The sequence below is a fragment of the Streptomyces callyspongiae genome, assembly GCF_047200695.1.
GTDB lineage: Bacteria > Actinomycetota > Actinomycetes > Streptomycetales > Streptomycetaceae > Streptomyces.
In genome coordinates, this window is record NZ_JBJZOM010000015.1 from 14,786 (window position 1) to 36,954 (window position 22,169).

The following is a 22,169-nucleotide window of genomic DNA, read 5'->3' on the forward strand; positions in this document are numbered from 1 at the left end:
GGCGCTTCTCACCCCTCCCGCGCGGTGTGCCCGGACGCGTCCGCACGGGCCCTGTCCCGCGCCCGCCGTGCCGGACCGCGCCAGCCGCATGCGCAGCGCGCGTGGGCGAACGCCCCGAGCTCCACGGTCTCCGTCTCGTGCACACCGTCCTCACCGGAGGGATGCGGGGGCTGTCCGGCTGCTTCCTCGGCGTCCACCGGTTCACCGTATCCGTCGGGCGCCCCGCCCTCCGCCCCGGCGTGACGGTTGTCCCCGGTTCCTCGTTGAGGCAGGAGGAAGCGGACGAGGACAGCCGAAGGGGGACTGGGCACGATGGTGTCGCGGCGGCGTGCACGGAGGAGAGCGGCAGTCGTGAGAGTCACCGCGGGGGTGCTCGGGACCCTCGCGGTCGCCGCGTGCAGCGGCTGTGCCGAACAGGGCGCCGCGGCCGACGACAAGCCCGGCACCACCGGCCCGGCGTACGTACGCCGGGCCGCGGAGCGGCTCACCGCCGCCGGGACGTCGCGAGTGCGCACCACCCTGCGGACCACGTCCGGGGGTACCCGGGTGACCATCACCGGGCGGGGCCGATTCGACTACGCGCGTCAGCGCGGCACCCTCACCGTGACCCCTCCGGACACGGAGCACGGCGGCGCCGGCGACACGGCGCCCATCGTCGAGGTGTTCAGCCCGGGCGTGCTCCACATGCGCAACCGCGGTGCGGGGGTTCCCGCGGACAAGTGGGTCCGCCTGGACGTGACGACGCTGCCGGACGGCAACCTGCTGACGAACGGCGCCACCGACCCGCTGAGCGCGGCCGAGCTGCTGCGCGGCGCGGTCGACGTCCGGTACGAGGGGCGGGAGCGGGTGGACGGCGTGTTGCTGCGGCGCTTCCACGGCACGGGCGATCTCGGCGCGGTGGCGCGCGCCGCGGGCCCTTCGGAGGGGGAGCCGGCGGCCCGGTTCGCGGCCGCGGCAGCGACCTTCGGCCCGAAGTCGTTCCGCTTCGATGCCTGGTTCGACGACGAGGGGCGGCTGCGCCGGGTGCAGCACCGCTTCGCCCCGGTCTCCGCGACGTCCGTGACGGAGATGTACGACTTCGGGGTGCCGGTGGCCGTGTCGATGCCCGCGCCGGAGGACATCTACACCGGCCGGATCGCCACGCCGTAGCGGCGAATGGTTCGTACGTGTCATGCGCCGGACCGTGTCGCTTCCCTAGTCTTGAAGTCGCGAGTCGGTCGTCGCGGGTGTGCTCCGGTCGCGGAGCCGTGGAGGTGGTGTGGTGTGCCTGCGTCCGTTTCCGGTCAGCTGCCGGACAGTGCCTGTGACGCTTCCCGCGCGTTGGTCCACGACCGGGTGGCGCTCGACGAGATAGAACTCTGCTGCGAACTCATGATCGCGGCGTCGACGGAGGCGTCCGAACGGTTGAGCGCGGCACGCATCGACGAGGTGCTGCGCGTGCAGGCCCCGAACGTGCCGCGGCAGCGCCGCCGCCTCGGGTGCGGTGGTGGGGAGCCGTCCGGTGCGGAGCTCGGGGTGGAGCGCTAGGACGATTCGGATCAGGCCGAGTCAGTGATCCGAACAGTACGTCCGGTGATCGATTCGGATGGGATGGGTGTGACGTCCACAGGTAGGTGGCAACGCACTCCTGTGGGTCATCGGTTGCGCATGTTTCGACGGCGTGCGCAGACCGGCGTGGCCGGCAAGGATTTCTCGGGCCACGACGTGCGACGAGTGGGAGCGAGCCGTCTCCCGCGCCGGTAGAAGCGGAATGGGCCGTGGCGGTCGAAGAGAAGGTGGCGGTTCGGTGAAACTGGTTCTGCAGGAGTTCCTGACGCTCGACGGGGTGTCCCAGGGCCCGGGGTCTCCGGACGAGGACACCAGTGACGGTTTCACGCGGGGTGGCTGGTTCGTGCCGCACCTGGATGAGGAGTTTGACCGGCTGGCCGGTGTCTGGCTCGGTGAGGCGGACGCGTTCCTGTTCGGTCGCCGCACTTACCAGAACTTCGCGCGGGATTGGCCGACGATGACCGACCACCCCTCCGCCGACATCTTGAACGGTCTGCCGAAATATGTGGTTTCCCGCAGCCTCACCAAGGCCGAGTGGAACCCGTCCACGATCCTTTCCGGCGACATCCCCACCCGGGTCGCCGAACTGAAGCGGCAGCCCGGCCGGGAACTGCAGATCCACGGTAGTGCCGAGTTGGCCCAGTCCCTGCTGGCCGCCGGGTTGATCGACACCTTGCGTCTCGTGATCGCCCCGGTCGTGGTGGGCAAGGGCCGACGCCTCTTCCCGGACGGCGGTGCACCGGCCGGTCTCCGGCTCGTCAGCCACGAGACGACCCCGGGAGGCCTCTCGGTGCACACCTTCACATCGGCGGGGCGTCCGGAGTACGGGACGTATGGGGCCGACACGTAGGTCCCCGGTGCCACCGGCACCGGGGGACTACCCGCTAGGTGCGGAGCAGCCGTGCCACCGCGGCGGTGGCCTCCTCGACCTTGGTGTCGGTCTCGGCGCTGCCCTGGTGCGCGGCGGCATGGGCCACGCAGTGGCGCAGATGCTCCTCCAGCAGCTGCAGTGCGAAGGACTGCAGTGCCTTCGTGGAGGCCGAGACCTGGGTGAGGATGTCGATGCAGTAGACGTCCTCCTCGACCATGCGTTGCAGGCCGCGGATCTGTCCCTCGATGCGCCGCAGCCGACGCAGGTGTGCGTCTTTGTGAGGTGTGTAGCCGTGTTCGCCGGTTGCTTCGTGGGCGGCGCAGGGCTCGGCGCCGCCGGTCTCGGGCGCGGGCCCGGAGGCGGGGTCGGCCGTCGACATGGAGTCCTCCCGGGCGGACGGAATCGGGCGCCGGGCTGTTCGCCGGGCGGGGGCGGCGCGCGCACCCGGACGTGCATACCCCCTGCGGGTATAGCGTAATCCACCGCGCAGCGCGACGGGTGTCGGTGACCGCGGCGATGGGGAAGACTGGGGCCGATGTGCCGCGGCCCGACGGAGTGCCCGGCGATGAGACCGGCAGGCCGGGGCGGGGCGCCCGTTCCGGTGCGTGACCGGGCGACCGCGCAGCATTCCTTCCAGGGTGATATTCCGGACAGTCGGACCCAGGGGGAGTGACATCGGACGTGCTCATCTAGCATCGTCGGGTCCGAGACCGTTCACATTGAGGACACCCAGTGCGCTTTCGTCTGACCCCACGGGAGACGAGCTTCTACGACATGTTCGCCGCATCGGCGGACAATATCGTGACCGGCTCGAAACTCCTGATGGAACTGCTCGGGGCGGATTCCTCCGCGCGTACCGAGATCGCAGAGCGGATGCGGGCCGCGGAGCACGCCGGGGACGACGCGACGCACGCGATCTTCCACCAGCTGAACTCCTCCTTCATCACGCCCTTCGACCGTGAGGACATCTACAAACTGGCCTCGTCGCTCGACGACATCATGGACTTCATGGAGGAGGCCGTCGATCTCGTCGTGCTGTACGAGATCGAGCAGCTCCCCCAGGGCGTCGAACAGCAGATCGAGGTCCTGTCGCGCGCCGCGGTCCTGACCGCCGACGCCATGCCCCACCTGCGGACGATGGACAACCTCACCGAGTACTGGATCGAGGTCAACCGGCTGGAGAACCAGGCCGACCGCATCCACCGCAAGCTCCTGGCCCACCTGTTCAACGGCAAGTACGACGCGATCGAGGTCATGAAGCTCAAGCAGGTCGTCGACGTGCTGGAGGAGGCGGCGGACGCCTTCGAGCACGTCGCGAACACGGTCGAGACCATCGCGGTCAAGGAGTCCTGACCGGCCGTGGACACCTTTGCTCTCGTCGTGACCATCGGGGTCGCGTTCTTCTTCACCTACACCAACGGATTCCACGACTCGGCGAACGCGATCGCCACGTCGGTGTCCACGCGTGCCCTCACGCCCCGGGCCGCGCTGGTGATGGCCGCGGTGATGAACCTGGCGGGAGCCTTCCTGGGCAGTGGTGTCGCCAAGACGGTCAGCGAAGGCGTCATCGAGACGCCGGACGGTGACTCCGGCGGCATGGCGATCCTCTTCGCCGCGCTCACCGGCGCGATCGTGTGGAACCTGATCACCTGGTACTTCGGGCTGCCCTCGTCCTCCAGCCACGCCCTCATCGGCGGTCTGGCCGGTGCCGCGCTGGCCGGCGGGATCGCCGTCTACTGGACGGGCGTCCTCTGGAAGATCGTCGTCCCGATGTTCCTCTCACCGCTCGTGGGCATGCTGCTGGGCTACGCGGTGATGCTCGCGCTGCTGTGGCTGTTCCGGCGCACGACCCCGCAGCGGGCGAAGCGCGGCTTCCGCATGGCGCAGACCGTCTCCGCCGCGGGCATGGCCCTCGGCCACGGTATCCAGGACGCGCAGAAGACCATGGGCGTGGTGGTGATGGCGCTCACCATCGCCGACGTCCAGGACCACAACGGCATCCCGCTGTGGGTCAAGATCTCCAGCGCGCTCATGCTCTCATTGGGCACCTACGCGGGCGGGTGGCGGATCATGCGCACGCTGGGGCGGCGGATCATCGAGCTGGACCCGCCGCAGGGGTTCGCGGCCGAGGCGACGGCGTCGTCCGTGATGTACACGGCGTCGTTCCTCTTCAACGCGCCGATCTCCACGACGCACGTCACCACCTCGGCGATCATGGGCGTGGGCTCGACGAAGCGGCTCTCCGCCGTCCGGTGGGACGTGGCGAAGAACATCGTCACCGGCTGGTTCGTCACCATGCCGGCCGCCGCGGCCGTCGCGGCGCTCTGCTACGGGCTTCTGGCGCTGGCCGGCTGAGCTGCACCGCCCGCCCGGCGCACGGACCCGGGAAAGGGCGCGGGCCCGCACATGAGGTCATGCACGGGCCCGCAGGCCCCGCGGCGGCACCGCCATGCAGCACCGCGGGGTCGACCGGCGACGGCTCCGCCTGCGGCGGGGCTGCCGTCGGAGTAGGTCAGCCGAAGCGGCCGGAGATGTAGTCCTCGGTGGCCTGCACCGTCGGGTTGGAGAAGATGCGCTCGGTGTCGTCGATCTCGACGAGCCTGCCGGGCTCGCCGACCGCCGCGAGGTTGAAGAAGGCGGTGCGGTCCGAGACGCGGGCGGCCTGCTGCATGTTGTGCGTCACGATCACGATCGTGTACTGCGACTTCAGCTCGCCGACCAGGTCCTCGATCGCCAGGGTCGAGATGGGGTCGAGGGCCGAGCAGGGCTCGTCCATCAGCAGCACCTGCGGCTCCACCGCGATGGCCCGGGCGATGCACAGCCGCTGCTGCTGACCGCCGGAGAGGCCGGATCCGGGCTTGTTCAGGCGGTCCTTCACCTCACTCCAGAGGTTCGCGCCCTTCAGGGACTTCTCGACCACGTCGTCCAGCTCGGACTTCTTCGCCCCGCCGTTCAGCTTCAGGCCGGCCGCGACGTTGTCGTAGATGGACATCGTCGGGAACGGGTTCGGGCGCTGGAAGACCATGCCGACGGTGCGGCGGACCGACACCGGGTCCACACCGGGGCTGTAGAGGTCCTCGTCGTCCAGCAGCACCTTGCCCTCGACGCGACCGCCGGGGGTGACCTCGTGCATCCGGTTCAGGGTGCGGAGGAAGGTGGACTTGCCGCAGCCGGACGGGCCGATGAAGGCCGTCACGGAGCGGGGTTCGACGCTCATGGAGATGTCGTCGATGGCCCGGTGCGAGCCGTAGAACGCGGAGAGGCCGCTGACGTCGATGCGCTTGGCCATGGGAGTACTTCCTTCTGCGTCGCCGGGACCCTCGGCCCCGGAAGCCTGTGTGCCGGGCAGGAGCCCGGCGTCAGTGGGCGGTCTTGGGGGCCTTCCAGCGGGCCACGGCACGCGCAGCCAGGTTCAGCATCATGATGATGGCGATCAGCAGCAGCGCGGCGGCCCAGGCGCGGTCGTAGGAGGCCTCGTTGCCCAAGGACCACTGCTGGTACACGTAGTACGGCAGAGATGACTGCGGGCCCTCGAAGGGGTTTCCGTTGATCGACGTGGAGCCGAAGACCAGAAGAAGGATCGGCGCCGTCTCTCCCGCGACCCGCGCGATGGCGAGCATCACGCCGGTGGTGATGCCGCCGATCGCGGTCGGGATCACCACCTTGACGATGGTCAGCCACTTGGGGACGCCGAGGGCCAGCGACGCCTCGCGCAGCTCGTTCGGGACGAGCTTGAGCATCTCCTCCGTGGAACGGACCACGATCGGCAGCATCAGGATCGTCAGCGCCAGCGCGCCGGCGAAGCCCGAGTAGCCGAAGTCCAGGATGAGGATCCAGAAGGACAGGATGAACAGGCCGGCGACGATCGAGGGGATGCCGGTCATGACGTCGACGAAGAACGTCACCGCCTTGGCGAGCCGGCCCTTCCCGTACTCGACCAGGTAGATCGCGGTGAGCATGCCGATCGGCGTCGCCATCAGCACGGTGAGCCCGATCTGCTCCAGGGTTCCCAGCAGCGCGTGGTAGGCGCCGCCGCCCGGCTTGAGCGTGATGACGCCCTGCATCGAGTGGGTGAGGAAGTAGCCGTCCATCACCTTCGAGCCGCGCACCACCGTCTCCCACAGCAGGGAGAGCAGCGGGAGCAGCGCGATGAGGAAGCACACCCACACCAGGCTGGTGGCGAGCCGGTCACGTGCCTGCCGGCTGCCCTCCACGGCGGAGGTGAGGGTGAAGGTGGCCACGACGAACAGCAGGGCGGCCATCAGTCCCCACTGGATGTGGCTCGTCAGGCCGAACGCGATGCCGATGCCGCTTCCCGCCGCGGCGGAACCGGCCGCCAGCGCGGCCGGTGCCCAGCGCGGCAGCCGGGGGCGGCGCAGCGTCGTGGGCTGCACCGGTGCCTCGCGGGTCGGCTTCTCCATGGTGGTCGGGTTGCTCATGCGGTGGCCCCCGAGTACTCCTTGCGGCGGGCGATGATCATGCGGGCGAGTCCGTTCACCAGCAGGGTGATGAGGAAGAGCACGAGGCCGGAGGCGATGAGCGCCTCACGCCCCACGCCCGCCGGGGACGCCTCCTCGAAGGACGCGGCGATGTTCTGTGCGAACGTCCCGCCGCCCGGGTTCAGCAGACTGGGCCGGATGTCGAAGCTGGGGGAGAGGACGAGGGCGACGGCCATCGTCTCGCCCAGCGCGCGGCCCAGCCCCAGCATCGCGGCGCTGATGACGCCGGAGCGGCCGAACGGCAGCACCGCGGTGCGGACGACTTCCCAGCGGGTGGCCCCCAGCGCCAGTGCCGCCTCCTCCTGCATCTTCGGCGACTGCCGGAAGACCTCGCGGGAGACGTTCGTGACGATCGGAACGATCATGACGGCGAGCAGGATCGCCGCCGCGAACAGGGTGCGGGGCGCCCCGCCGGAGTACTCGAAGATCCGGGTCCACGCGAAGTAGTCGTCGAGCCACTCGTAGAGGCCCTCGAGGTGGGGGACCAGGAAGAGGAAGCCCCACAGGCCGTACACCACGGAGGGGACGGCGGCCAGCAGGTCGATGACGTACGCGATCGGCGAGGCGATCCTGCGGGGCGCGTAGTGCGAGATGAACAGCGCGATGCCGACCGAGACCGGGACCGCGAGGACCAGCGCGATCAGGGACGTGACGATCGTGCCGTACGCGAGGACCGCGATCCCGAAGACCGGGGGCTTCGCGTTGACGTTCCACTGGAATGTCGTGAGGAAGTTGCCGTGGTTCGCCTGGAGGGCGACAACGGCCTGCACGCTCAGGAAGACGGCGATCGAGGCCATGATGAGCAGCAGGGTGAGGCCGGACCCGCGGGCGAGTCCGCTGAATATTCGGTCTCCGGGGCGCGGCCGGGCCTTGCGGGCCTCGGGGGCCGCGAGGGCGGACGGGTCGCGGTCCGCGGCCGGCGGCGCCGGTGAGGAGGGTGAGTCAGGTGCCATGTGTTCGTCTCCGGTCTGAGAGGGCGTTCCGGACCAGTGCTGTGTCGAGCACTCCGCCTGTCAGGCGGTGGGCCGGTCTTCCCGGGCGGCGGTGCACCGGATGGGTTCGTCGGTCCGGCCGGGAGGGGCTGGATGCGTGCCCCTCCCGGCCGGGAGCCGAGGATGCTGCGTGCGGTCGGAACCGGGGCCGAGGCCGGTGGGCGCTCGGTCCGGCGTCAGGAGAGGGAGTCGATGGTGTCCCGGACCTTCGTGATGATCTCCTTCGGCATCGGGGCGTAGTCGATGTCGGTGACGGCCTTCTGGCCGCTGTCGCTGGCCATGTAGGACAGCAGGGACTTCGTGGCGCCGAGGGTGGCCTTGTCGTTGCCCTTGTCGCAGGCGATCTCGTAGGTCACCAGCACCATCGGGTAGGCGTTCTGCGCCTCGGTGGTGTAGTTCAGCTCCAGGGCCATGTCCTTGCCCTTGCCGACGACCTGCGCCTCGGCGATGGCCTTGGAGGCGTTCGCGGTGGTGGCCTCGACCGGCTTGCCGGCGCCGTTGTCCAGGGAGACGGTCGGGATGTCGTTGCCGGTCGCGTAGGACAGCTCGAAGTAGCCGATGGCGCCCTCGTTCTGCTTCACGTTGGTCGCGATGCCGGACGAGCCGTCGGCGGACTGGCCGCCCTTCGCGGCCCACTGCTTCGCCGGCTCGTAGCCCCAGGCGTCCGGAGCGGCGGTGTGCAGGTACTTGGTGAAGTTGTCGGTCGTGCCGGAGTCGTCCGAGCGGTGGAACGCCTGGATCTTGGTGTCCGGCAGGTCGGCGTCCGGGTTGAGCTTCTCGATCGCCGGGTCGTTCCACTTGGAGATCTTCGAGTCGAAGATCTTGGCGGTGGTCTCGGCGTCGAGGACCAGGTCGTCGACGCCGGGCAGGTTGTAGCCGACGGCGATCGGGCCGCCGACCATCGGGAGATCCACGGCCTGGCCGTTCTTGCAGACCTTCTTGGAGTGCTCGATCTCCTCCGGGGAGAGGGCCGAGTCGGAACCGGCGAAGGCGGTGGTGCCCTGGAGGAACTCCTGGACGCCCGCGCCGGAGCCGGTGGGCTTGTAGTTGACCTTCGTGTTGCTGCAGGCCGACTGGTAGTTCTTGATCCAGACGTCCATGGCGTTCGCCTGGGCGCTGGAGCCGGAGGCCAGCAGATTGCCCTTGCCCTCGCACTTCACGTCGCCCGGAGCGGCGCTGTTCTGCTGCTGGCCGGACTGCTGGTCCGTGCCGCAAGCGGTCAGGAGCAGGGCACCGGAGACGGCGACCGCGCCGACGGCGAGGGACCGGAGCCGGTTCGTGCGCTGAAGCATCACTTTCGGGTTCTTCCTTCCCAGAAGCTCACCGGTGGGGCAGGGCAAGCTGAGGTTGTCTCTCGTCTGACTGTTCAGCAGAGGTGCGCGGCCCGCACGTCGGCAGGCGGCACGCTGGCCACGACCCTGAAGTTAGGCAGGGCAGGTGAAGCCGCCGACGGGTGCGGGTGAACGGAAGGTGAACCCCGGCCGTCGGCGTCATGGCCCGGGCCGATCGGGAGAGAGCCGGCTCACATCGGGGGCGGGCCGGCTCGCGGCGGTGCCACGGAGAGTCGCATCCGGGGGCCGCTCTGTTGCCGGCGCGCCCGGCGTGGCACCATCCGCACAGACGTGCGCGTCACCGCGGAGGCGGTGCGGACGCGCTCGCGGGCGGACCTGAGGGGGGACGGTGGCGGATCGGTTGAAGCCCGGCGCGGGGTCGGAGACCGCCGCAGCCGCAGCACGGAGCGGCAGGCATGTGCCGGGCCGTCGGCTCACCCTGGCCGTGGCCTGCGTGGTGATGGTGCTCGGAGGGACCGCGACGTCCGCGGCGGCCTACACCGCGCCGCTCGCCCCCGCGGCGCCGCGCGCCGCGGACGTCGGGCCGACGCCGCAGCCCTCACCGGGAACCCCGCCGACGCCCGCGCCCGGGACGGCCACCGGGGACCCGGCCGTGTCTGCGCCCACCCGCGGCCCCCGCGCCGGGGATGCCGGCGCTGCCGGTCCCGGACCTGTCGCGTCCGGAGGGCCGGGCACGCCCCGCCCGTCGCCTCCCTCCGGGGGCGCGGGGGACGCCGACCGGCGGGAGTCGGCCGGCAGCAGCGAGGACGCCGCGCCCACGCTGCGGGACGTCCGCCGCCGCATCGCCCGGCTGCACGACCGGGCGGAGGCCGCCACCGAGGACTACAACGCCGCCGACGAGAAGGCGGACGCGCAGCGGAAGAAGCTCTCCGGTCTCGAGCGGCGCGCGAGGCACACCAGGAAGCAGCTCGGAGAGCTCACCGACCGCGCCGGGGCGCTGGCACGGGAGCAGTACCGCACCGGCGGGCTGTCCGGCACCGCCCGGCTGATGCTCTCCGACGACCCGGACGCCTTCCTCCGCGACGCCGGGCTCGCCCGCAGGGAGCAGCGGGCCGCGAAGAGCCTCGTCGCCTCGCTCACCGAGACCCGGGACCGGCTCGCCCGGTACACGCGCGAGGCGGAGGAGCGCCACGACACGCTGCGGAAGCACCGGACGCGCGCCGCGAAGGCCCGCAAGCGGGTCGAGAGGCAGCTGAAGCAGGCGGAGCGGACCGCTTCCCGGCTGAGCGCCGAGCAGCGCGCCGACCTGCGGGAGATGGAACGCAGCGCCGCGGCGGCACGGCAGCTCCGCTGGCTGCGCACCGGGATCCTGGAGGAGATCGACGGCCGGGCGTCCGCGAAGGGCCGCAAGGCCGTCGCGTACGCGATGGCGCAGGTCGGCAAGGACTACGAATGGGGAGCCGAGGGTCCCGCCACGTACGACTGCTCCGGGCTCACCATGCGCGCGTGGGAGGCCGCGGGCGTCCGCATCCCGCGGACGTCGCAGGAGCAGTGGCGCGACCTCACGCGGGTGGACGTCGCGGACATGCGGCCCGGCGACCTCATCATCTACACGGCCGACGCCGGTCACGTCGGCATGTACCTGGGCGACGGTGTGATGGTGCACGCACCGCGCACCGGCCTGCGGATCACCGTCCAGGGCGCCGGCTCCTACGCCATCCGCGGCGTGGTTCGACCCGACGTGTGACCTCGCGCCCGGAACCTCCTGCCCTCGCCGCGGGACGTCCGTGCACCGGCTGTTGCATATGTCAGGGGCACGTTGACGATCAGGCATTCCACATCGGCGGCAAGGGGCGCTAAGGTCACTGCGGCGTCCCCGGAGGCCATGGACGCCGGGCCCTCGGGGGGAGGGAAGGAAGCTCAGACATGCCGGCACCCGTTCAGCGGGACGACACGACGGTGGGGCCGCTCACGGCCGTACCGGCACAGGGCGGTCGCGCCCTCGCCGACGCAGTTCCAGGGGGAGGGAACGGAGGGCCGCTCACGCTCCTCGTGATCGAGAACGACCCGGCGAGCGACCTCAGCGTGCCCGCGCTCGTCGACGGACGTCCCATCCGCACCCGCACGGCACGCAACCTCACGGAGGCCGAGCGCCTCCTGACGGACGACGTGCACTGCATCCTGCTCGACCTCGACCTGCCCGTCGGCGAGACGACGGCGGTGAACCTTCGGTCGGGTCCGGAGACCGCCGGCTCCGAGGAGGACGCCGACTCCCGGGGCGAGGCCGGTTCCGAGGGCGGGGCCGGTTCCGCGCAGGCGTACGAGGCCGACGGCGCCCTCGACACGCTCCGCCACGTGCTGCGGCTCGCCCCCCGCCACGCGGTCCTCGCGCTCACGGACGGCGCGGATCCCGAGCGCGCGGCCGCAGCCGTACGCGTCGGGGCGCAGGACTACCTGTCCCGCGACGAGGTGGACGGGCGGCTCCTGGGCCGGGCCGTGCGGTACGCCGTCGAACGCAAACGCGCCGATCTGCAGCAGCGCCAACTGACCGAGTCCCGGCTGCGTGCCGAGGAGAACGCCCGCCTGGAACGCGGCCTCCTCCCGACGCCGCTGCTCGAGGGCAGCGAGCTGCGGTTCGCCTCCCGGTACCGCCCGGGGCGCTCGCGCGCCCTGCTGGGCGGGGACTTCTACGACACCGTGCGCACAGCCGACGGCACCGTGCACGCCATGATCGGCGACGTCTGCGGCCACGGCCCCGACGAGGCGGCGCTCGGCGTGGAACTGCGCATCGCCTGGCGGGCACTGACCTTCGCCGGCCTGTGCGGGGACCAGCTCCTCGGCACGCTGCAGAAGGTGCTGGAGCACGAGCGCTCCAACGACGAGGTGTTCGCGACGCTGTGCACGATCGACATCGCACCGGACGGACGGCGGGCCGGGGTGTGCCTCGCCGGGCACCCCTCGCCGCTGATCGTCGCCGGTGACCGGGCGACGCCCCGGCTGCTGCCCTACGACGAGAGCGGGCCCGCTCTCGGCCTCCTCGCGCAGGCCCGCTGGCCGCGGCGCCAGGTGGAACTCGGCGGTCGCTGGTCGCTGATGATGTATACCGACGGGCTCATCGAGGGACGGGTGGGCGCGGGCGGCCCGAGACTGGAGCAGGAAGGCATGATCGACATCGTGGCCCGGCGGCTCGCTGCCGGGGAACGGGGCGAGGCACTGGTCGACGGCACGCTCGCGGAGGTGCACGAACTCAACGGCGGCGAACTGACGGACGACGTCGCCGTGCTCATGCTGGACCGCCTCTGACACCGAGGCCGCTGCGGGCGGAAACCCGGGGCGGTGCTTCCCCGGACCGGGCGCCCCGTCCGGCCCGTCCGGGGACCGGTGGACCGGTGGGTCAGCGGCCCCGGAACGGCCCGTACGGCCCGTCGCTGGAGCTGCCCCGGCGGCGCGGACCGCCGCCACCGCCCATCACGCTCTTGAGCGCGGGACGCACGTCGACGAGGTACACGATGCTGGCGATCAGACCGATGATCTGCAGGATCAGGATGCTCACGCCGAAGAACGGCAGGTTCACCGCGACGGCCAGGCCCAGGATGATCAGCCAGAAACCCTTGGACTGCTTGCTCGCGGCCCGGTAGGCGTCCTCGCGGCGCAGGGCCGCGTCGATGAACGCGAACACGGCGAGGCACAGGACCACCAGCATGATGACCAGCAACACGGTGTTGAAGCCTTCGATCAGCATGTGTGTCACGTCCCTGTTCGCTCTGCGGCCTGCGTGGTGCGGTCAGCCGGGCGCGCCGCACCCGTAGCGGTCACGCTACCCGTACAACGGGCCGGGCACGCTTTCGGTGCCCGGCCCGTGCCCGGTGCTCAGGAGCCCGACTTCGGCGTCGAGCCGCCGCCGTTCTTCTTCGCGCTGCTGCCGGTGGTGCCCTTCGCGGCACCGCCGGTGGAGCTGCTCTTCGTGTGGGCGCTGCTCCGGGCCGTGGAGCTCTTGGTGCTGCTGCTCCTGGACGCCGAGTTCTGGGACCCGGCGCTCTGGGAGCCGGAGCTCTTCCGGGCGGCGGTACTGGCCGACGTGTTCCGGGCCGTGGTGTTCTTCGCAGTGCCGCTGGAGGCACCGGTGCTGCCGCCGGCGGCCGTGCGGCCGCCCCGCGCGGAGGCGCGGTCCTGCTTCGGCGGCTCCGCCACACGCACCGACGAGTGCTCCACGGTGATCTCGGGCGCGTCCTCGCCCCGCCAGGTCTGGACGGCGCCGCGACCGCGCTCGGCGAGCTCGTCGTACGCCTCGCGCGCCTTCACGGCGTACTCGGCCGCGTAGCCGAGGCCCTGCATCGCCAGCGACTGCGTCTGCTCGCGGAGCTTCTTGATGTCGGCGTCGATGCCTTCCAGGGCCTTGTTGAAGCGGACCTGGGTGTCCTTGGCGCGCTCGGAGACCTTCGTCTGGACCTCCTTCGGGTCCGTGGACCGGACGGCCTCGAAGGCGCCCGGAGCCTCCTCGCGGATCTTGTCGATGACGCCGGCGGCGAAGTACAGCGGCGTCGGGTCGGTCAGCGTCTTGCGGATGTCCTGGTTCAGCGACATGAGGAATCCCTTCCGGGACGTGTCGGCGGTCTGGGCTCGAATCGTTCCGTCAGGCTTCCTTGTCCTGCGGCGTCTCCGGCTCCGCGCGGTGCCCGTTCCCGCTGCGGAACGAGGCGTAGATCTGGAGCAGCGCCTCCTTCTGCTGCTCCGTGATCCACGGATCGGCCAGTATCGCGGCGTCGACGGACAGCTTGTCCCGGTCCGGAGGCGCCTCGCGCTCCTCGAGAATCCCGGCCTGCACGTACAGCGTCTCCGCGGAGATCCGCAGCGCCTTGGCGATCTGCTGGAGGATCTCCGCACTCGGCTTGCGCAGCCCGCGCTCGATCTGGCTCAGGTACGGATTGGACACCCCGGCGGCGTCGGCGAGCTGCCGCAGGGACAGTTGCGCGTTGCGCCGCTGCTCCTTCAGGAACTCGCCGAGGTTGCCGACATGCAGGGAAGCCATGTCCCCAGAGTGCACCCGCTTGCTAACTTTTGCAAGCAACCTGCTTGCAGGTGTGTCGCGCCGCGATCCGTTCCTGTTGCGGGCCCGAGCACACACGAGCCGGAGCTGCGGTCTGCCCTGTTGGAGTGGCACTTCACCCCCGACCGTCACTGCGACCCTCGTCGTGGTGGAGCCCACCGGTCCCCCGCTCGCTGTCGAACAGCGCCTCGGGATCACCATGGACCGCGTGTGAGAGATCGCTGAAGCCTTGTTGCACGGTGCCGGTGCCGAATCCGGATGAGTGTCCCGGAAAGCCGGAAGCCCCGGACGGGTCCGGGGCTTCCGTGCGGGGGCGGGCTGTTGTCAGGCCGGGTCCGCGGGCCTGCCCGACGCGGCGGGCGACGCCCCCGACGGGGCGTCCGCACGACCGGAGACCGGGGCGTCGCCCCGCTCGGCCGGGGTGGCCGCCGGGGCCGGCGCGGCGGTCTTCCTGCCGCCTCCACCGGCCGGGGCGAAGAACAGCACCAGCGTCGGGACGAGGTACAGCAGCCACACGATCGACTGCAGGACCGTCGGGTCCGGCTGGAAGTTCACGGTGCCCTTCAGCAGGGTGCCGTACCAACTGCTCGGCGGAATCTGCGCGCTGACGTCGAAGGCCTTGGCGGCCAGGCCCGGCAGCACGCGGGCCTCCTGCAGGTCGTGGACGCCGTAGGCGAGGACGCCCGCCGCGACGACCACCAGGGCGGCGCCGGTCCAGGTGAAGAACCGGGCCAGGTTGATCCGCAGCGCGCCGCGGTAGAACAACCAGCCCAGCCCGGCAGCCGTGAACAGGCCGAGCAGCGCACCGATGAGCGGCTGTGCGCCGTTGCCGGTGGCGGAGACGGCCGTCCACACGAACAGGGCCGTCTCCAGCCCCTCGCGCCCCACCGCGAGGAAGGCGGTGAGGACGAGTGCGCCGACGCCGAGGGCGAGTGCCTGGTCGAGCTTGCCGTGCAGTTCCTTCTTCAGGTGCCGCGCGGTGCGGCGCATCCAGAAGACCATCCAGGTGACCAGCCCGACCGCGACGATCGACAGGCTGCCGCCCAGGATCTCCTGCGCCTCGAACGTGAGGGACTGCGAGCCGAACTGCAGCACCGCGCCGAACGCGAAGCTGAGCGCGACCGCGGCGGCGACGCCCGTCCACACCGGCCGGAGCGCGTCCCGCCGGCCCGTCCGGACCAGGTAGGCGACGAGGATGCAGACGACCAGCGAGGCCTCCAGGCCCTCCCGCAGGCCGATCAGGTAGTTGGCGAACATCAGGTACCGCTTCCTTCGAAGAGAGCCCTGCCCCACCAGTCGTCGCCGTCGCGGACGCCCGGCGGGATCGCGAACAGTGCCGAGGAGACGTGTTCGATGTATTCGTTGAGCGTGTCGTGCCGGGCCAGCGAACGCTGCAGCGGCAGGAAGCCGTTGCGCACGTCCCGCTGGTAGGCGAGGAAGAACAGCCCGGCGTCCAGGCGGCCCAGGCGGTCCGTGCCGTCGGTGAAGGAGTAGCCGCGGCGCAGGATGCGTGCCCCGCCGTTGCTCTTCGGGTGGGCGAGGTGCACGTGCGAGTTCGGCGGCAGCGCCTTCAGGTCGACGGCGTCGCGCTCGCGGTTCTCGCCCAGCGGTGCCCCTTCGCCCTTGGTGCGCCCGAAGATCTGCTCCTGCTCCCGCAGCGAGGTGCGGTCCCAGGTCTCGATGTGCATGCGGATGCGCCGGGCCACCAGGTAGGAGCCGCCCGTCAGCCAGGGCGAGCCGTCGTTGCGGCCGACCCACACGTGCTCCGCCAGGGCCTGTTCGTCGTCCCCGGAGATGTTGCGGGTGCCGTCCTTGAACCCCAGGAGGTTGCGCGGCGTCTGCTCCTTCGGCGTCGTCGAGGACGTCTTGCCGAACCCGAGCTGCGACCAGCGCATCGCGACGGTTCCCATGCCGATGCGCGCCAGGTTGCGGATGGCGTGCACCGCGATCTGCGGGTCGTCGGCGCAGGCCTGCACGCACAGGTCACCGTGGCTGCGCTCCTCCTCGATCTGGTCGCCGGGGAAGACGGGGAGGTCGACGAGCGCCTCCGGCCGGCGGTCCGCCAGCCCGAACCGGTCGTCGAACAGCGACGGCCCGACGCCGAAGGTCAGCGTCAGACGGGACGGTTTGAGGCCGAGTGCCTCACCGGTGTCGTCCGGTGGGGCCGCTGCGGCCCCACCGACTGCGCCGTCGCCGACCGGGCGGCCGGCGGTCATGTTTTCGGCGGCCCGTGTCCATTCCTTGAGCATGGCGACGAGCGCTTCGCGGTCGTCGGTCGTGACGTCGAACGCCGCGAAGTGCATCCGGTCCTGGACGGCGGTGGCGATGCCCGCCTGATGCGGTCCGTGGAACGGCACGGCGGCCCCGGCCTCGTCCCGGTCGTCCGGGGCGTCGGTGGTCCGTACGGCGACGGCCGTGCCGCCGCCCGCCGCCGCGCCGAGGGCGAGGCCCGCGCCTCCCCAGCCGAGGAGGTTCCGCCGGGACGGTCCGGAGCCCGTCGTGGGCTCGGCGGGTTCCGTGGGCTCGGCGGGTCCCTGCTGCTGCGCGTCGTCCGCCATGGCTCAGGCCTTCGGCGCGACGGCGGCGGCCAGCTGCGACAGCGGCTCGGCGAGCGCGTTGACGGAGTCGGAGAGCTTCTTGCGTTCCGCGTCGCCGACCTTCTCGTAGGAGACGAAGGAGTCGCCGTCGCGGTGCTGCTTCAGCAGGTCGAACAGCGCGGGGAAGCGCTTGTCGAGCTGCTCGACCAGTGCGGGGTCGTTCTCCTTCGCGACCGGGCGCAGCAGTTCGTACGCCTTCTGCGCGCCCTCGATGTTCGCCTGGAAGTCCACCAGGTCGGTGTGGCTGTAGCGCTCCTCCTCACCGGTGACCTTGCCGGTCGCGACCTCGTCGAGCAGCTCCTTGGCGCCGTTGGCCATGCTCGTCGGAGTGATGTCGGCCTTGCCGACGCGCTCCTCCCACTCCTCGAGGTCGGTGATGAGACGGTCGGCGACCTTCTTCTCCTCGGCGCCGATCTTCTCCTTCTGCCACAGCGCCTTCTCCAGGCGGTGCCAGCCGGTCCACTTCTGGCCCTCGGTCAGGCCGTCCTCGCGGAGGTCGACCTTGGGGTCGATGTCGCCGAAGGACTCGGCGACCGGCTCCGTGCGCTCCCAGCCGACGCGGGACGGCGCGTACGCGGCCTTGGCGCCCTTCAGATCGCCCTCCTTCACCGCCGAGACGAACTTCTTCGCCTCGGGCAGGGTGAGTTCGGCCTGCTCCTTCACGTACGTGCGGTACGCGGCGACGGCCTTCGACAGGCGCGGGTCCTGGTTCTTCGCCTCGGCGCCGTCGCCCGTCGCGGTGACCTGCTGCCGGATGCCGTCACCCTCCATGCCGGGCTTGCAGGCGATCTCGTAGTCGCCGGGCTCGACCTGGGTGGTGATGGTGACGGAGGTGCCGGGGCCGATGTTCTCCCGCTCGGTGACGATGCGGTCGCCCTCGCCGTAGACGTAGACTTCGGTGACCTTGCTGCCGGTGTTCTCCACGGCCAACTCGATGTGCCCCGCCGGGAACTCCTTCTCGGAGACCTTGCAGGCGCTGTCGGAGGCGGTCACCTCGACAGCGTCACCGCCACCGGAGGGGTCCTCCTTCTGCGCGCATCCTGCGACGGCAGCGCCCAGCACCGCGAACACTGCCACGGCGCCAGCTGGTCGGACGGCACGCATGAGGACTCTCCCTGGATAGACGATGCGGACATGCTTAGGGAAACCTAACCTATCTGAGGTCTGCCTCACTACAGAGCGACAGAGGCGGTGACATGCCTCTCACCGGTGGCTCGAGGAGGCCGTCGCGGCCGCCGGAATCCTTCGTTGACCTTGCCCTTGGGGGAAGCCGCAGCATCGTTCCCGGGTCGGGCGAGGTGCCCGGACCGGAGGAGGAGCGGGAGGAGTGGTTCGGCATGGAGCTGTGGACCATCGGGGCCTTCGCCAGAGCGTCGCGGCTGTCACCGAAGGCGCTGCGGCTGTACGACGAGCTGGGGCTGCTGATCCCCGCGCACGTCGACCCGGTGAACGGCTACCGCCGCTACGCGCCGGAGCAGTTGGAGCGCGCCCGCCTGGTGGTCTGGCTCCGGCGGCTCGGCATGCCGCTCGGCCGCATCCGCGAGGTCTGCGCCCTCGACGCTTCCGCCGCGGCGGAAGCGGTCCGCGTGTACTGGGTGCAGGTCGAGGCCGAGACCGCGGCCCGGCGGGATCTCGCGGTCTTCCTCGTCGACCATCTGAACCGGAGGGACTGCGACATGTCCGCAATGACCATGCAAGTGGAGATCCGGTACGCCGCCCTGTCCGACACCGGACTCGTGCGCCGGGCCAATCAGGACACCGCTTACGCGGGCCCGCGACTGCTCGCCGTCGCCGACGGCTTCGGAGGTGCCGGGGCGCCCGCGGGAGCCGCAGCCGTCGAGGCGCTCAAGCCGTTCGACGGCGAGGGCGTCCCGGCGGGGGCGCTGCTGAACGCGCTGGACGACATGGTCGAGCAGGTGGGGTGTGCCGTGCGCGGAGTCGGAGAGGCCGGTGGTGGGAACGGCTCGGATGCCGACGGCGCCGGGACCACGCTGACCGCGCTGCTGCTGTCGGGGTCGCAGTTGGCGCTGGTGCACATCGGTGACTCCCGCGCCTACGTCCTCCGCGACGGCGAACTGCGGCAGATCACGCACGACCACACCATGGTCCGCGCGATGGTCGACGAAGGGCGGCTCAGCGAGGAGGAGGCCGCGGCCCATCCGCAGCGCGCCCTGCTGACCCGCGCGCTCACCGCCGGGGGAGCCGGAGGCGGAGGGCGAACAGGGGCCGGGGTGCCGGAGACGAAACTGCACGACGCGCGCGCTGGCGACCGGTACCTGGTGTGCTCGGACGGCCTGTCCGCGGTGGTACCGGGAGAGGAGCTGGGAGATGTGCTCCGTGCCGGGGGCGCCCCCGAGGAGACGGCGCGGGAACTCGTCGCCCTCGCCCACCGGTTCGGCGGGCCCGACAATGTGAGCTGTGTGGTGGCCGACGTCGTGGAGCGGGCTGCGTAGCGAACGGCGTGTGCCGCCGGCCCACCGGGCCGGCGGCACACGCCGGAGCCGAGTCCGTCCCCGGGGACGGACCGGGGTGTCAGACGGCCGGAACCATCTTCGGGCTCGGGCCGTAGGCGTTGTGCTCGGGCTTGCTGTCGGAGCACAGGAACACCAGCAGGATGATGGCACCGACGACCGGGACGAAGGTGATGAAGTACCACCAGCCGGAACGGCCCGTGTCGTGCAGGCGCCGCACGGTCACGGCCAGCATCGGCAGCAGGGTGCCCAGCAGGTACACGGCGTACAGGATGATGCCGACCTGCTCGGAGACGAAGGAGCCGAGGAGCATCAGGGCCAGCGCGATCAGGACGTTGAACAGGGTGAACAGCCAGTACTCCTTGCGGCGTGCACGACCGCTGAAGTTCGCGTACTGCTGGAGACCGGCGAGGTACCACTGCATGGTGTTGTTTCCCCCCAGGGAAGATGAACGGCCCGGCCCCGACTGGCCGGGTGACGACCAAGAAACTATTGGCCTGAAGTGCACTGGTCAATCGATCTGTTCGCCGTTCTCCGGAGTGGGCGGAGGAGCCGGTGCGCCCTTTCCGGTGGTGTATCGGGTGGCAATGGGAGGTTTTGGTGCACCTGCCAAGGATCTCGACGGCGATGTGACGGGACGTCGGGCGGGCAAACCCGTTGCCGAGGAGTTGGCGTGCCGTGATCGTTCCGTCACCGTGCGGGCCGCGCCGGACGCAGCACGACCTCCGATCCCAGCGGCCGGAAGTCGCAGGCGAGGAACGCCCGCAGGGACCGGGCGTTGCCGGGAGAGACCGCCGCGAACACCGGCTCGCCCGCCGGGACGGCGGTCAGCGCGTCGCCGAGCAGGGACCGGCCCCGTCGTTCCCGGCCGTTGCCGTCCTCGGTCTCCCAGAGCTCGACGCTGAGTTCCGTGCGCCCCGCCAGTCCGGAGGAGAGGGTCACCAGACCCCGTTCGTCACCGAGGACCCGCACGTCGGTGCGGAGCGTGCGGGCGTGCGTCACCCGGGGGTGCTCCACCGGTTCGGGCAGCAGTGGCAGGCGCGGGGTTCCGCCCCGGCCGGGAGCGGTCAGCGTCACGTCGACCACATCGATCCAGCCACTCGGCCCGGCGAGGAAGCGGAGGAAGTCCGGGGCGAGCGAACCGCCGAAGCCGTCGGGCTCTCGGGAGCGGACGGCGTCCGCGGGCAGGGACGTCGCCACCACCGCGTGTCCGGTGAACGCCACCGACGCCTCCAGGCCGCGCGTCAGTGCGGGCAGCACGGTCACCCGGCCGTCGGCAGGCGGGAACCGGCCTGCCGCGGCATCGAGGAACCAGCCCAGCAGCGGGTGCGGTGCGGGAGGGGCGGGGGCGGCGCGCATGGCGCGAGCGTAGAGCCCCGGACGTGCCGCTCGTCGTGCGGGCGATCCGGCGAATCCCCCGACGGGGCTGCCTGCCGGGCGGTAGCGTGCGCTGCCATGACGACGGGTGAGGACTTCCTGCGCACCTTCCACGCGCGGTTGCCCGCGGTGACGGGGGACACCTTCGGCCGGGGGCGGACCGCCGACGGCAGGAGCAGCTACGAGCTGCTCCGGGACCGGGTGTCCGGGAGCCGGCGGGTGCTCGAACTCGGCTGCGGCGACGGCGTGCTGCTGGAGGCACTGGCGGAGGACGACGGCCGGGACGGGGCCTGTCTGGCGGGAGTGGACCTCTCCCCGGAGGCGCTGGCGCTGGCCGCCGCCCGCCCGGCCCTGGCCGGCACGACGCTCGTCGAGTGCCGGGCGCAGCAACTTCCCTTCCGAGACGGATCTTTCGACGCGTGCGTGGCCCACATGGCGCTGATGCTGATGGACGAGATGGAGGCGGTGGCGGCCGAAGCCGCCCGGGTTCTCGCTCCCGGTGGCACCTTCGCCTGCGTCGTGGGCGGCGGTGCGGGCGGCGGGGAGGCCTACGCGCTCTTCCTCGACCTGCTGCGCCCGCTGGTCCACGCGATGCCCGCGTCGGCACGCGTTCCGGCGCTCGGCGACCGGAGGACACGCACCCCGGGCGGATTCGCGCAGATCCTCGGCCCCGCGGGCTTCGCCTCGTTCGGGTGGGAGACGGTCGCCCTCGACCTCGCCGGTCCGGTGGAACGTGTCTGGGAGGTCGTCTCCTCCGTGTACGACGTGGCCACCCTGGACGCTTCCGTGCTGGCGGAGCTGCGGCGGACGTTCCTGTCGGAGGCGCGGAAGATCACCCCCGAGGGGGCGCCGACGCCCTGCGTGCTGCACCTGCAACTCGCCACGGCCCGGCGGCAGTGAGGTTTCGCGCGGCGGTGGAGGTCTCCCGCGGCGGCGCGGGTCTCAGGCCCCGAACCGCTCCAGCAGCTCCCGCTTCTCGAACATCCGTGCCGTCTCGACCGCGGAGGGGGTCCCGGCGTGCGGGTCGGCTCCGCCGCCCAGCAGCACCTCGACCACCTCGTCCTCGCCCTTGAACACCGCCCCGGCCAGGGGCGTCTGACCCCGGTCATTGGGCCGGTCCGCCTCCGCCCCGCGTTCCAGCAGGGCGCGTACGGTCGCCGCGTGACCGTGGTAGGCCGCGAGCATCACCAGCGAGTCGCCCTTGTCGTTGGTGAGGTTCGCCGGGACTCCCGCATCCACGTACGCCGTGACGGTGGCCGTGTCCCCCTCACGTGCCAGATCGAAGATCCGCTGGGCGAGTTCGAGGACCTCCGGATCGTGCGCGGGCTCGCTGCTCTCGGGCATCGGGGCGTTGGTCATCGCGATCGTCCTCTCCTGTGCGGTGCCGCGCGGCCACGGCGCGTGCCGGTCGTACGCGTGGTGCGCCGTACCCGCACACGGCCGGCCCTACGCGCGCCGCTGCCGTCACCCTATGC

24 protein-coding genes are annotated in these 22,169 nt (G+C 71.3%); 9 read left to right on the plus strand and 15 right to left on the minus strand.

What is annotated here, in order from left to right; translation table 11 throughout:
- Positions 1-8 precede the first annotated feature (8 nt).
- The gene (locus ACL06G_RS15755; RefSeq protein WP_412836187.1) at positions 9-362 is read right to left on the minus strand and encodes a hypothetical protein; all 354 of its coding nucleotides are present in this window, start codon (positions 360-362) and stop codon (positions 9-11) included.
- Between ACL06G_RS15755 and ACL06G_RS15760 the strand changes: the two genes are divergently transcribed.
- The 3 genes from ACL06G_RS15760 to ACL06G_RS15770 all read left to right on the plus strand — a co-directional run bounded on the left by ACL06G_RS15760 (position 313) and on the right by ACL06G_RS15770 (position 2,398).
- On the plus strand, positions 313-1,149 hold the full coding sequence (locus ACL06G_RS15760; protein WP_503167829.1) for an SCO4651 family lipoprotein: 837 nt from the start codon (positions 313-315) through the stop codon (positions 1,147-1,149). The two genes, ACL06G_RS15755 and ACL06G_RS15760, sit on opposite strands and share 50 nt — an antisense overlap.
- 114 nt (positions 1,150-1,263) lie before the next feature.
- The gene (locus ACL06G_RS15765; protein WP_412786269.1) at positions 1,264-1,527 is read left to right on the plus strand and encodes a hypothetical protein; all 264 of its coding nucleotides are present in this window, start codon (positions 1,264-1,266) and stop codon (positions 1,525-1,527) included.
- A gap of 259 nt (positions 1,528-1,786) precedes the next feature.
- Positions 1,787-2,398, plus strand: a complete 612-nt coding sequence (locus ACL06G_RS15770) for a dihydrofolate reductase family protein (RefSeq protein WP_412786268.1) — start codon at positions 1,787-1,789, stop codon at positions 2,396-2,398.
- A gap of 34 nt (positions 2,399-2,432) precedes the next feature.
- On the opposite strand, the gene ACL06G_RS15775 is transcribed toward ACL06G_RS15770, so the two are convergent.
- Positions 2,433-2,798, minus strand: coding sequence for a metal-sensitive transcriptional regulator (locus ACL06G_RS15775; RefSeq protein WP_412836188.1), 366 nt, complete (start codon positions 2,796-2,798; stop codon positions 2,433-2,435).
- A gap of 353 nt (positions 2,799-3,151) precedes the next feature.
- Between ACL06G_RS15775 and ACL06G_RS15780 the strand changes: the two genes are divergently transcribed.
- Together ACL06G_RS15780 and ACL06G_RS15785 are read left to right on the plus strand one after the other, a co-directional pair.
- The gene (locus ACL06G_RS15780; protein ID WP_412786266.1) at positions 3,152-3,772 is read left to right on the plus strand and encodes a DUF47 domain-containing protein; all 621 of its coding nucleotides are present in this window, start codon (positions 3,152-3,154) and stop codon (positions 3,770-3,772) included.
- A 6-nt stretch (positions 3,773-3,778) separates the two neighbouring features.
- Complete coding sequence (locus tag ACL06G_RS15785) at positions 3,779-4,774, plus strand: inorganic phosphate transporter (RefSeq protein WP_412786265.1); 996 nt, start codon at positions 3,779-3,781, stop codon at positions 4,772-4,774.
- 157 nt (positions 4,775-4,931) lie between these two features.
- On the opposite strand, the gene pstB is transcribed toward ACL06G_RS15785, so the two are convergent.
- From pstB to pstS, 4 genes are all read right to left on the minus strand, one after another.
- Positions 4,932-5,708 carry a phosphate ABC transporter ATP-binding protein PstB gene (gene pstB, locus ACL06G_RS15790; protein WP_412786264.1) on the minus strand — a complete coding sequence of 259 codons (777 nt, stop codon included), beginning with the start codon at positions 5,706-5,708 and terminating at the stop codon, positions 4,932-4,934.
- Positions 5,709-5,778: 70 nt separating this feature from the next.
- On the minus strand, positions 5,779-6,858 hold the full coding sequence (pstA, locus tag ACL06G_RS15795; protein ID WP_412786263.1) for a phosphate ABC transporter permease PstA: 1,080 nt from the start codon (positions 6,856-6,858) through the stop codon (positions 5,779-5,781).
- Positions 6,855-7,871, minus strand: coding sequence for a phosphate ABC transporter permease subunit PstC (gene pstC, locus ACL06G_RS15800; protein WP_412786262.1), 1,017 nt, complete (start codon positions 7,869-7,871; stop codon positions 6,855-6,857). Before pstC ends, pstA begins: the two co-directional genes overlap by 4 nt.
- 215 nt (positions 7,872-8,086) lie before the next feature.
- The gene (gene pstS, locus ACL06G_RS15805; protein WP_412786261.1) at positions 8,087-9,205 is read right to left on the minus strand and encodes a phosphate ABC transporter substrate-binding protein PstS; all 1,119 of its coding nucleotides are present in this window, start codon (positions 9,203-9,205) and stop codon (positions 8,087-8,089) included.
- Between the two features lie 385 nt (positions 9,206-9,590).
- Here pstS and ACL06G_RS15810 point away from each other — a divergent pair, with 385 nt between their 5' ends.
- Together ACL06G_RS15810 and ACL06G_RS15815 are read left to right on the plus strand one after the other, a co-directional pair.
- The gene (locus tag ACL06G_RS15810) at positions 9,591-10,949 is read left to right on the plus strand and encodes a C40 family peptidase (protein WP_412836189.1); all 1,359 of its coding nucleotides are present in this window, start codon (positions 9,591-9,593) and stop codon (positions 10,947-10,949) included.
- 179 nt (positions 10,950-11,128) lie between these two features.
- On the plus strand, positions 11,129-12,505 hold the full coding sequence (locus ACL06G_RS15815) for a PP2C family protein-serine/threonine phosphatase (protein WP_412836190.1): 1,377 nt from the start codon (positions 11,129-11,131) through the stop codon (positions 12,503-12,505).
- Positions 12,506-12,596: 91 nt separating this feature from the next.
- Here ACL06G_RS15815 and ACL06G_RS15820 read toward each other — a convergent pair whose 3' ends face one another.
- From ACL06G_RS15820 to efeO, 6 genes are all read right to left on the minus strand, one after another.
- Complete coding sequence (locus ACL06G_RS15820; protein WP_412786258.1) at positions 12,597-12,944, minus strand: DUF2516 family protein; 348 nt, start codon at positions 12,942-12,944, stop codon at positions 12,597-12,599.
- A gap of 128 nt (positions 12,945-13,072) precedes the next feature.
- Complete coding sequence (locus ACL06G_RS15825; protein WP_412836191.1) at positions 13,073-13,786, minus strand: hypothetical protein; 714 nt, start codon at positions 13,784-13,786, stop codon at positions 13,073-13,075.
- Positions 13,787-13,835: 49 nt separating this feature from the next.
- A complete protein-coding gene (locus tag ACL06G_RS15830) occupies positions 13,836-14,231 on the minus strand; it encodes a helix-turn-helix domain-containing protein (protein ID WP_412786256.1) in 396 nt (131 codons plus the stop codon).
- A gap of 342 nt (positions 14,232-14,573) precedes the next feature.
- The gene (gene efeU / locus ACL06G_RS15835) at positions 14,574-15,506 is read right to left on the minus strand and encodes an iron uptake transporter permease EfeU (protein WP_412786253.1); all 933 of its coding nucleotides are present in this window, start codon (positions 15,504-15,506) and stop codon (positions 14,574-14,576) included.
- Entirely contained in the window at positions 15,506-16,807 is a 1,302-nt protein-coding gene (gene efeB / locus ACL06G_RS15840; protein WP_412786252.1) for an iron uptake transporter deferrochelatase/peroxidase subunit, read from the minus strand. Before efeB ends, efeU begins: the two co-directional genes overlap by 1 nt.
- A gap of 3 nt (positions 16,808-16,810) precedes the next feature.
- The gene (gene efeO, locus ACL06G_RS15845) at positions 16,811-17,950 is read right to left on the minus strand and encodes an iron uptake system protein EfeO (protein ID WP_412786251.1); all 1,140 of its coding nucleotides are present in this window, start codon (positions 17,948-17,950) and stop codon (positions 16,811-16,813) included.
- Between the two features lie 233 nt (positions 17,951-18,183).
- Between efeO and ACL06G_RS15850 the strand changes: the two genes are divergently transcribed.
- Entirely contained in the window at positions 18,184-19,299 is a 1,116-nt protein-coding gene (locus tag ACL06G_RS15850) for a MerR family transcriptional regulator (RefSeq protein ID WP_412836221.1), read from the plus strand.
- A gap of 79 nt (positions 19,300-19,378) precedes the next feature.
- On the opposite strand, the gene ACL06G_RS15855 is transcribed toward ACL06G_RS15850, so the two are convergent.
- Together ACL06G_RS15855 and ACL06G_RS15860 are read right to left on the minus strand one after the other, a co-directional pair.
- Complete coding sequence (locus ACL06G_RS15855) at positions 19,379-19,741, minus strand: DUF805 domain-containing protein (protein ID WP_412836192.1); 363 nt, start codon at positions 19,739-19,741, stop codon at positions 19,379-19,381.
- A gap of 266 nt (positions 19,742-20,007) precedes the next feature.
- Positions 20,008-20,676, minus strand: a complete 669-nt coding sequence (locus ACL06G_RS15860; protein WP_412836193.1) for a hypothetical protein — start codon at positions 20,674-20,676, stop codon at positions 20,008-20,010.
- A 96-nt stretch (positions 20,677-20,772) separates the two neighbouring features.
- On the opposite strand from ACL06G_RS15860, the gene ACL06G_RS15865 reads away from it, so the two are divergent.
- Positions 20,773-21,594, plus strand: a complete 822-nt coding sequence (locus tag ACL06G_RS15865; RefSeq protein WP_412836194.1) for a class I SAM-dependent methyltransferase — start codon at positions 20,773-20,775, stop codon at positions 21,592-21,594.
- A gap of 42 nt (positions 21,595-21,636) precedes the next feature.
- On the opposite strand, the gene ACL06G_RS15870 is transcribed toward ACL06G_RS15865, so the two are convergent.
- Complete coding sequence (locus tag ACL06G_RS15870) at positions 21,637-22,053, minus strand: ankyrin repeat domain-containing protein (RefSeq protein ID WP_412786246.1); 417 nt, start codon at positions 22,051-22,053, stop codon at positions 21,637-21,639.
- Positions 22,054-22,169 lie beyond the last annotated feature (116 nt).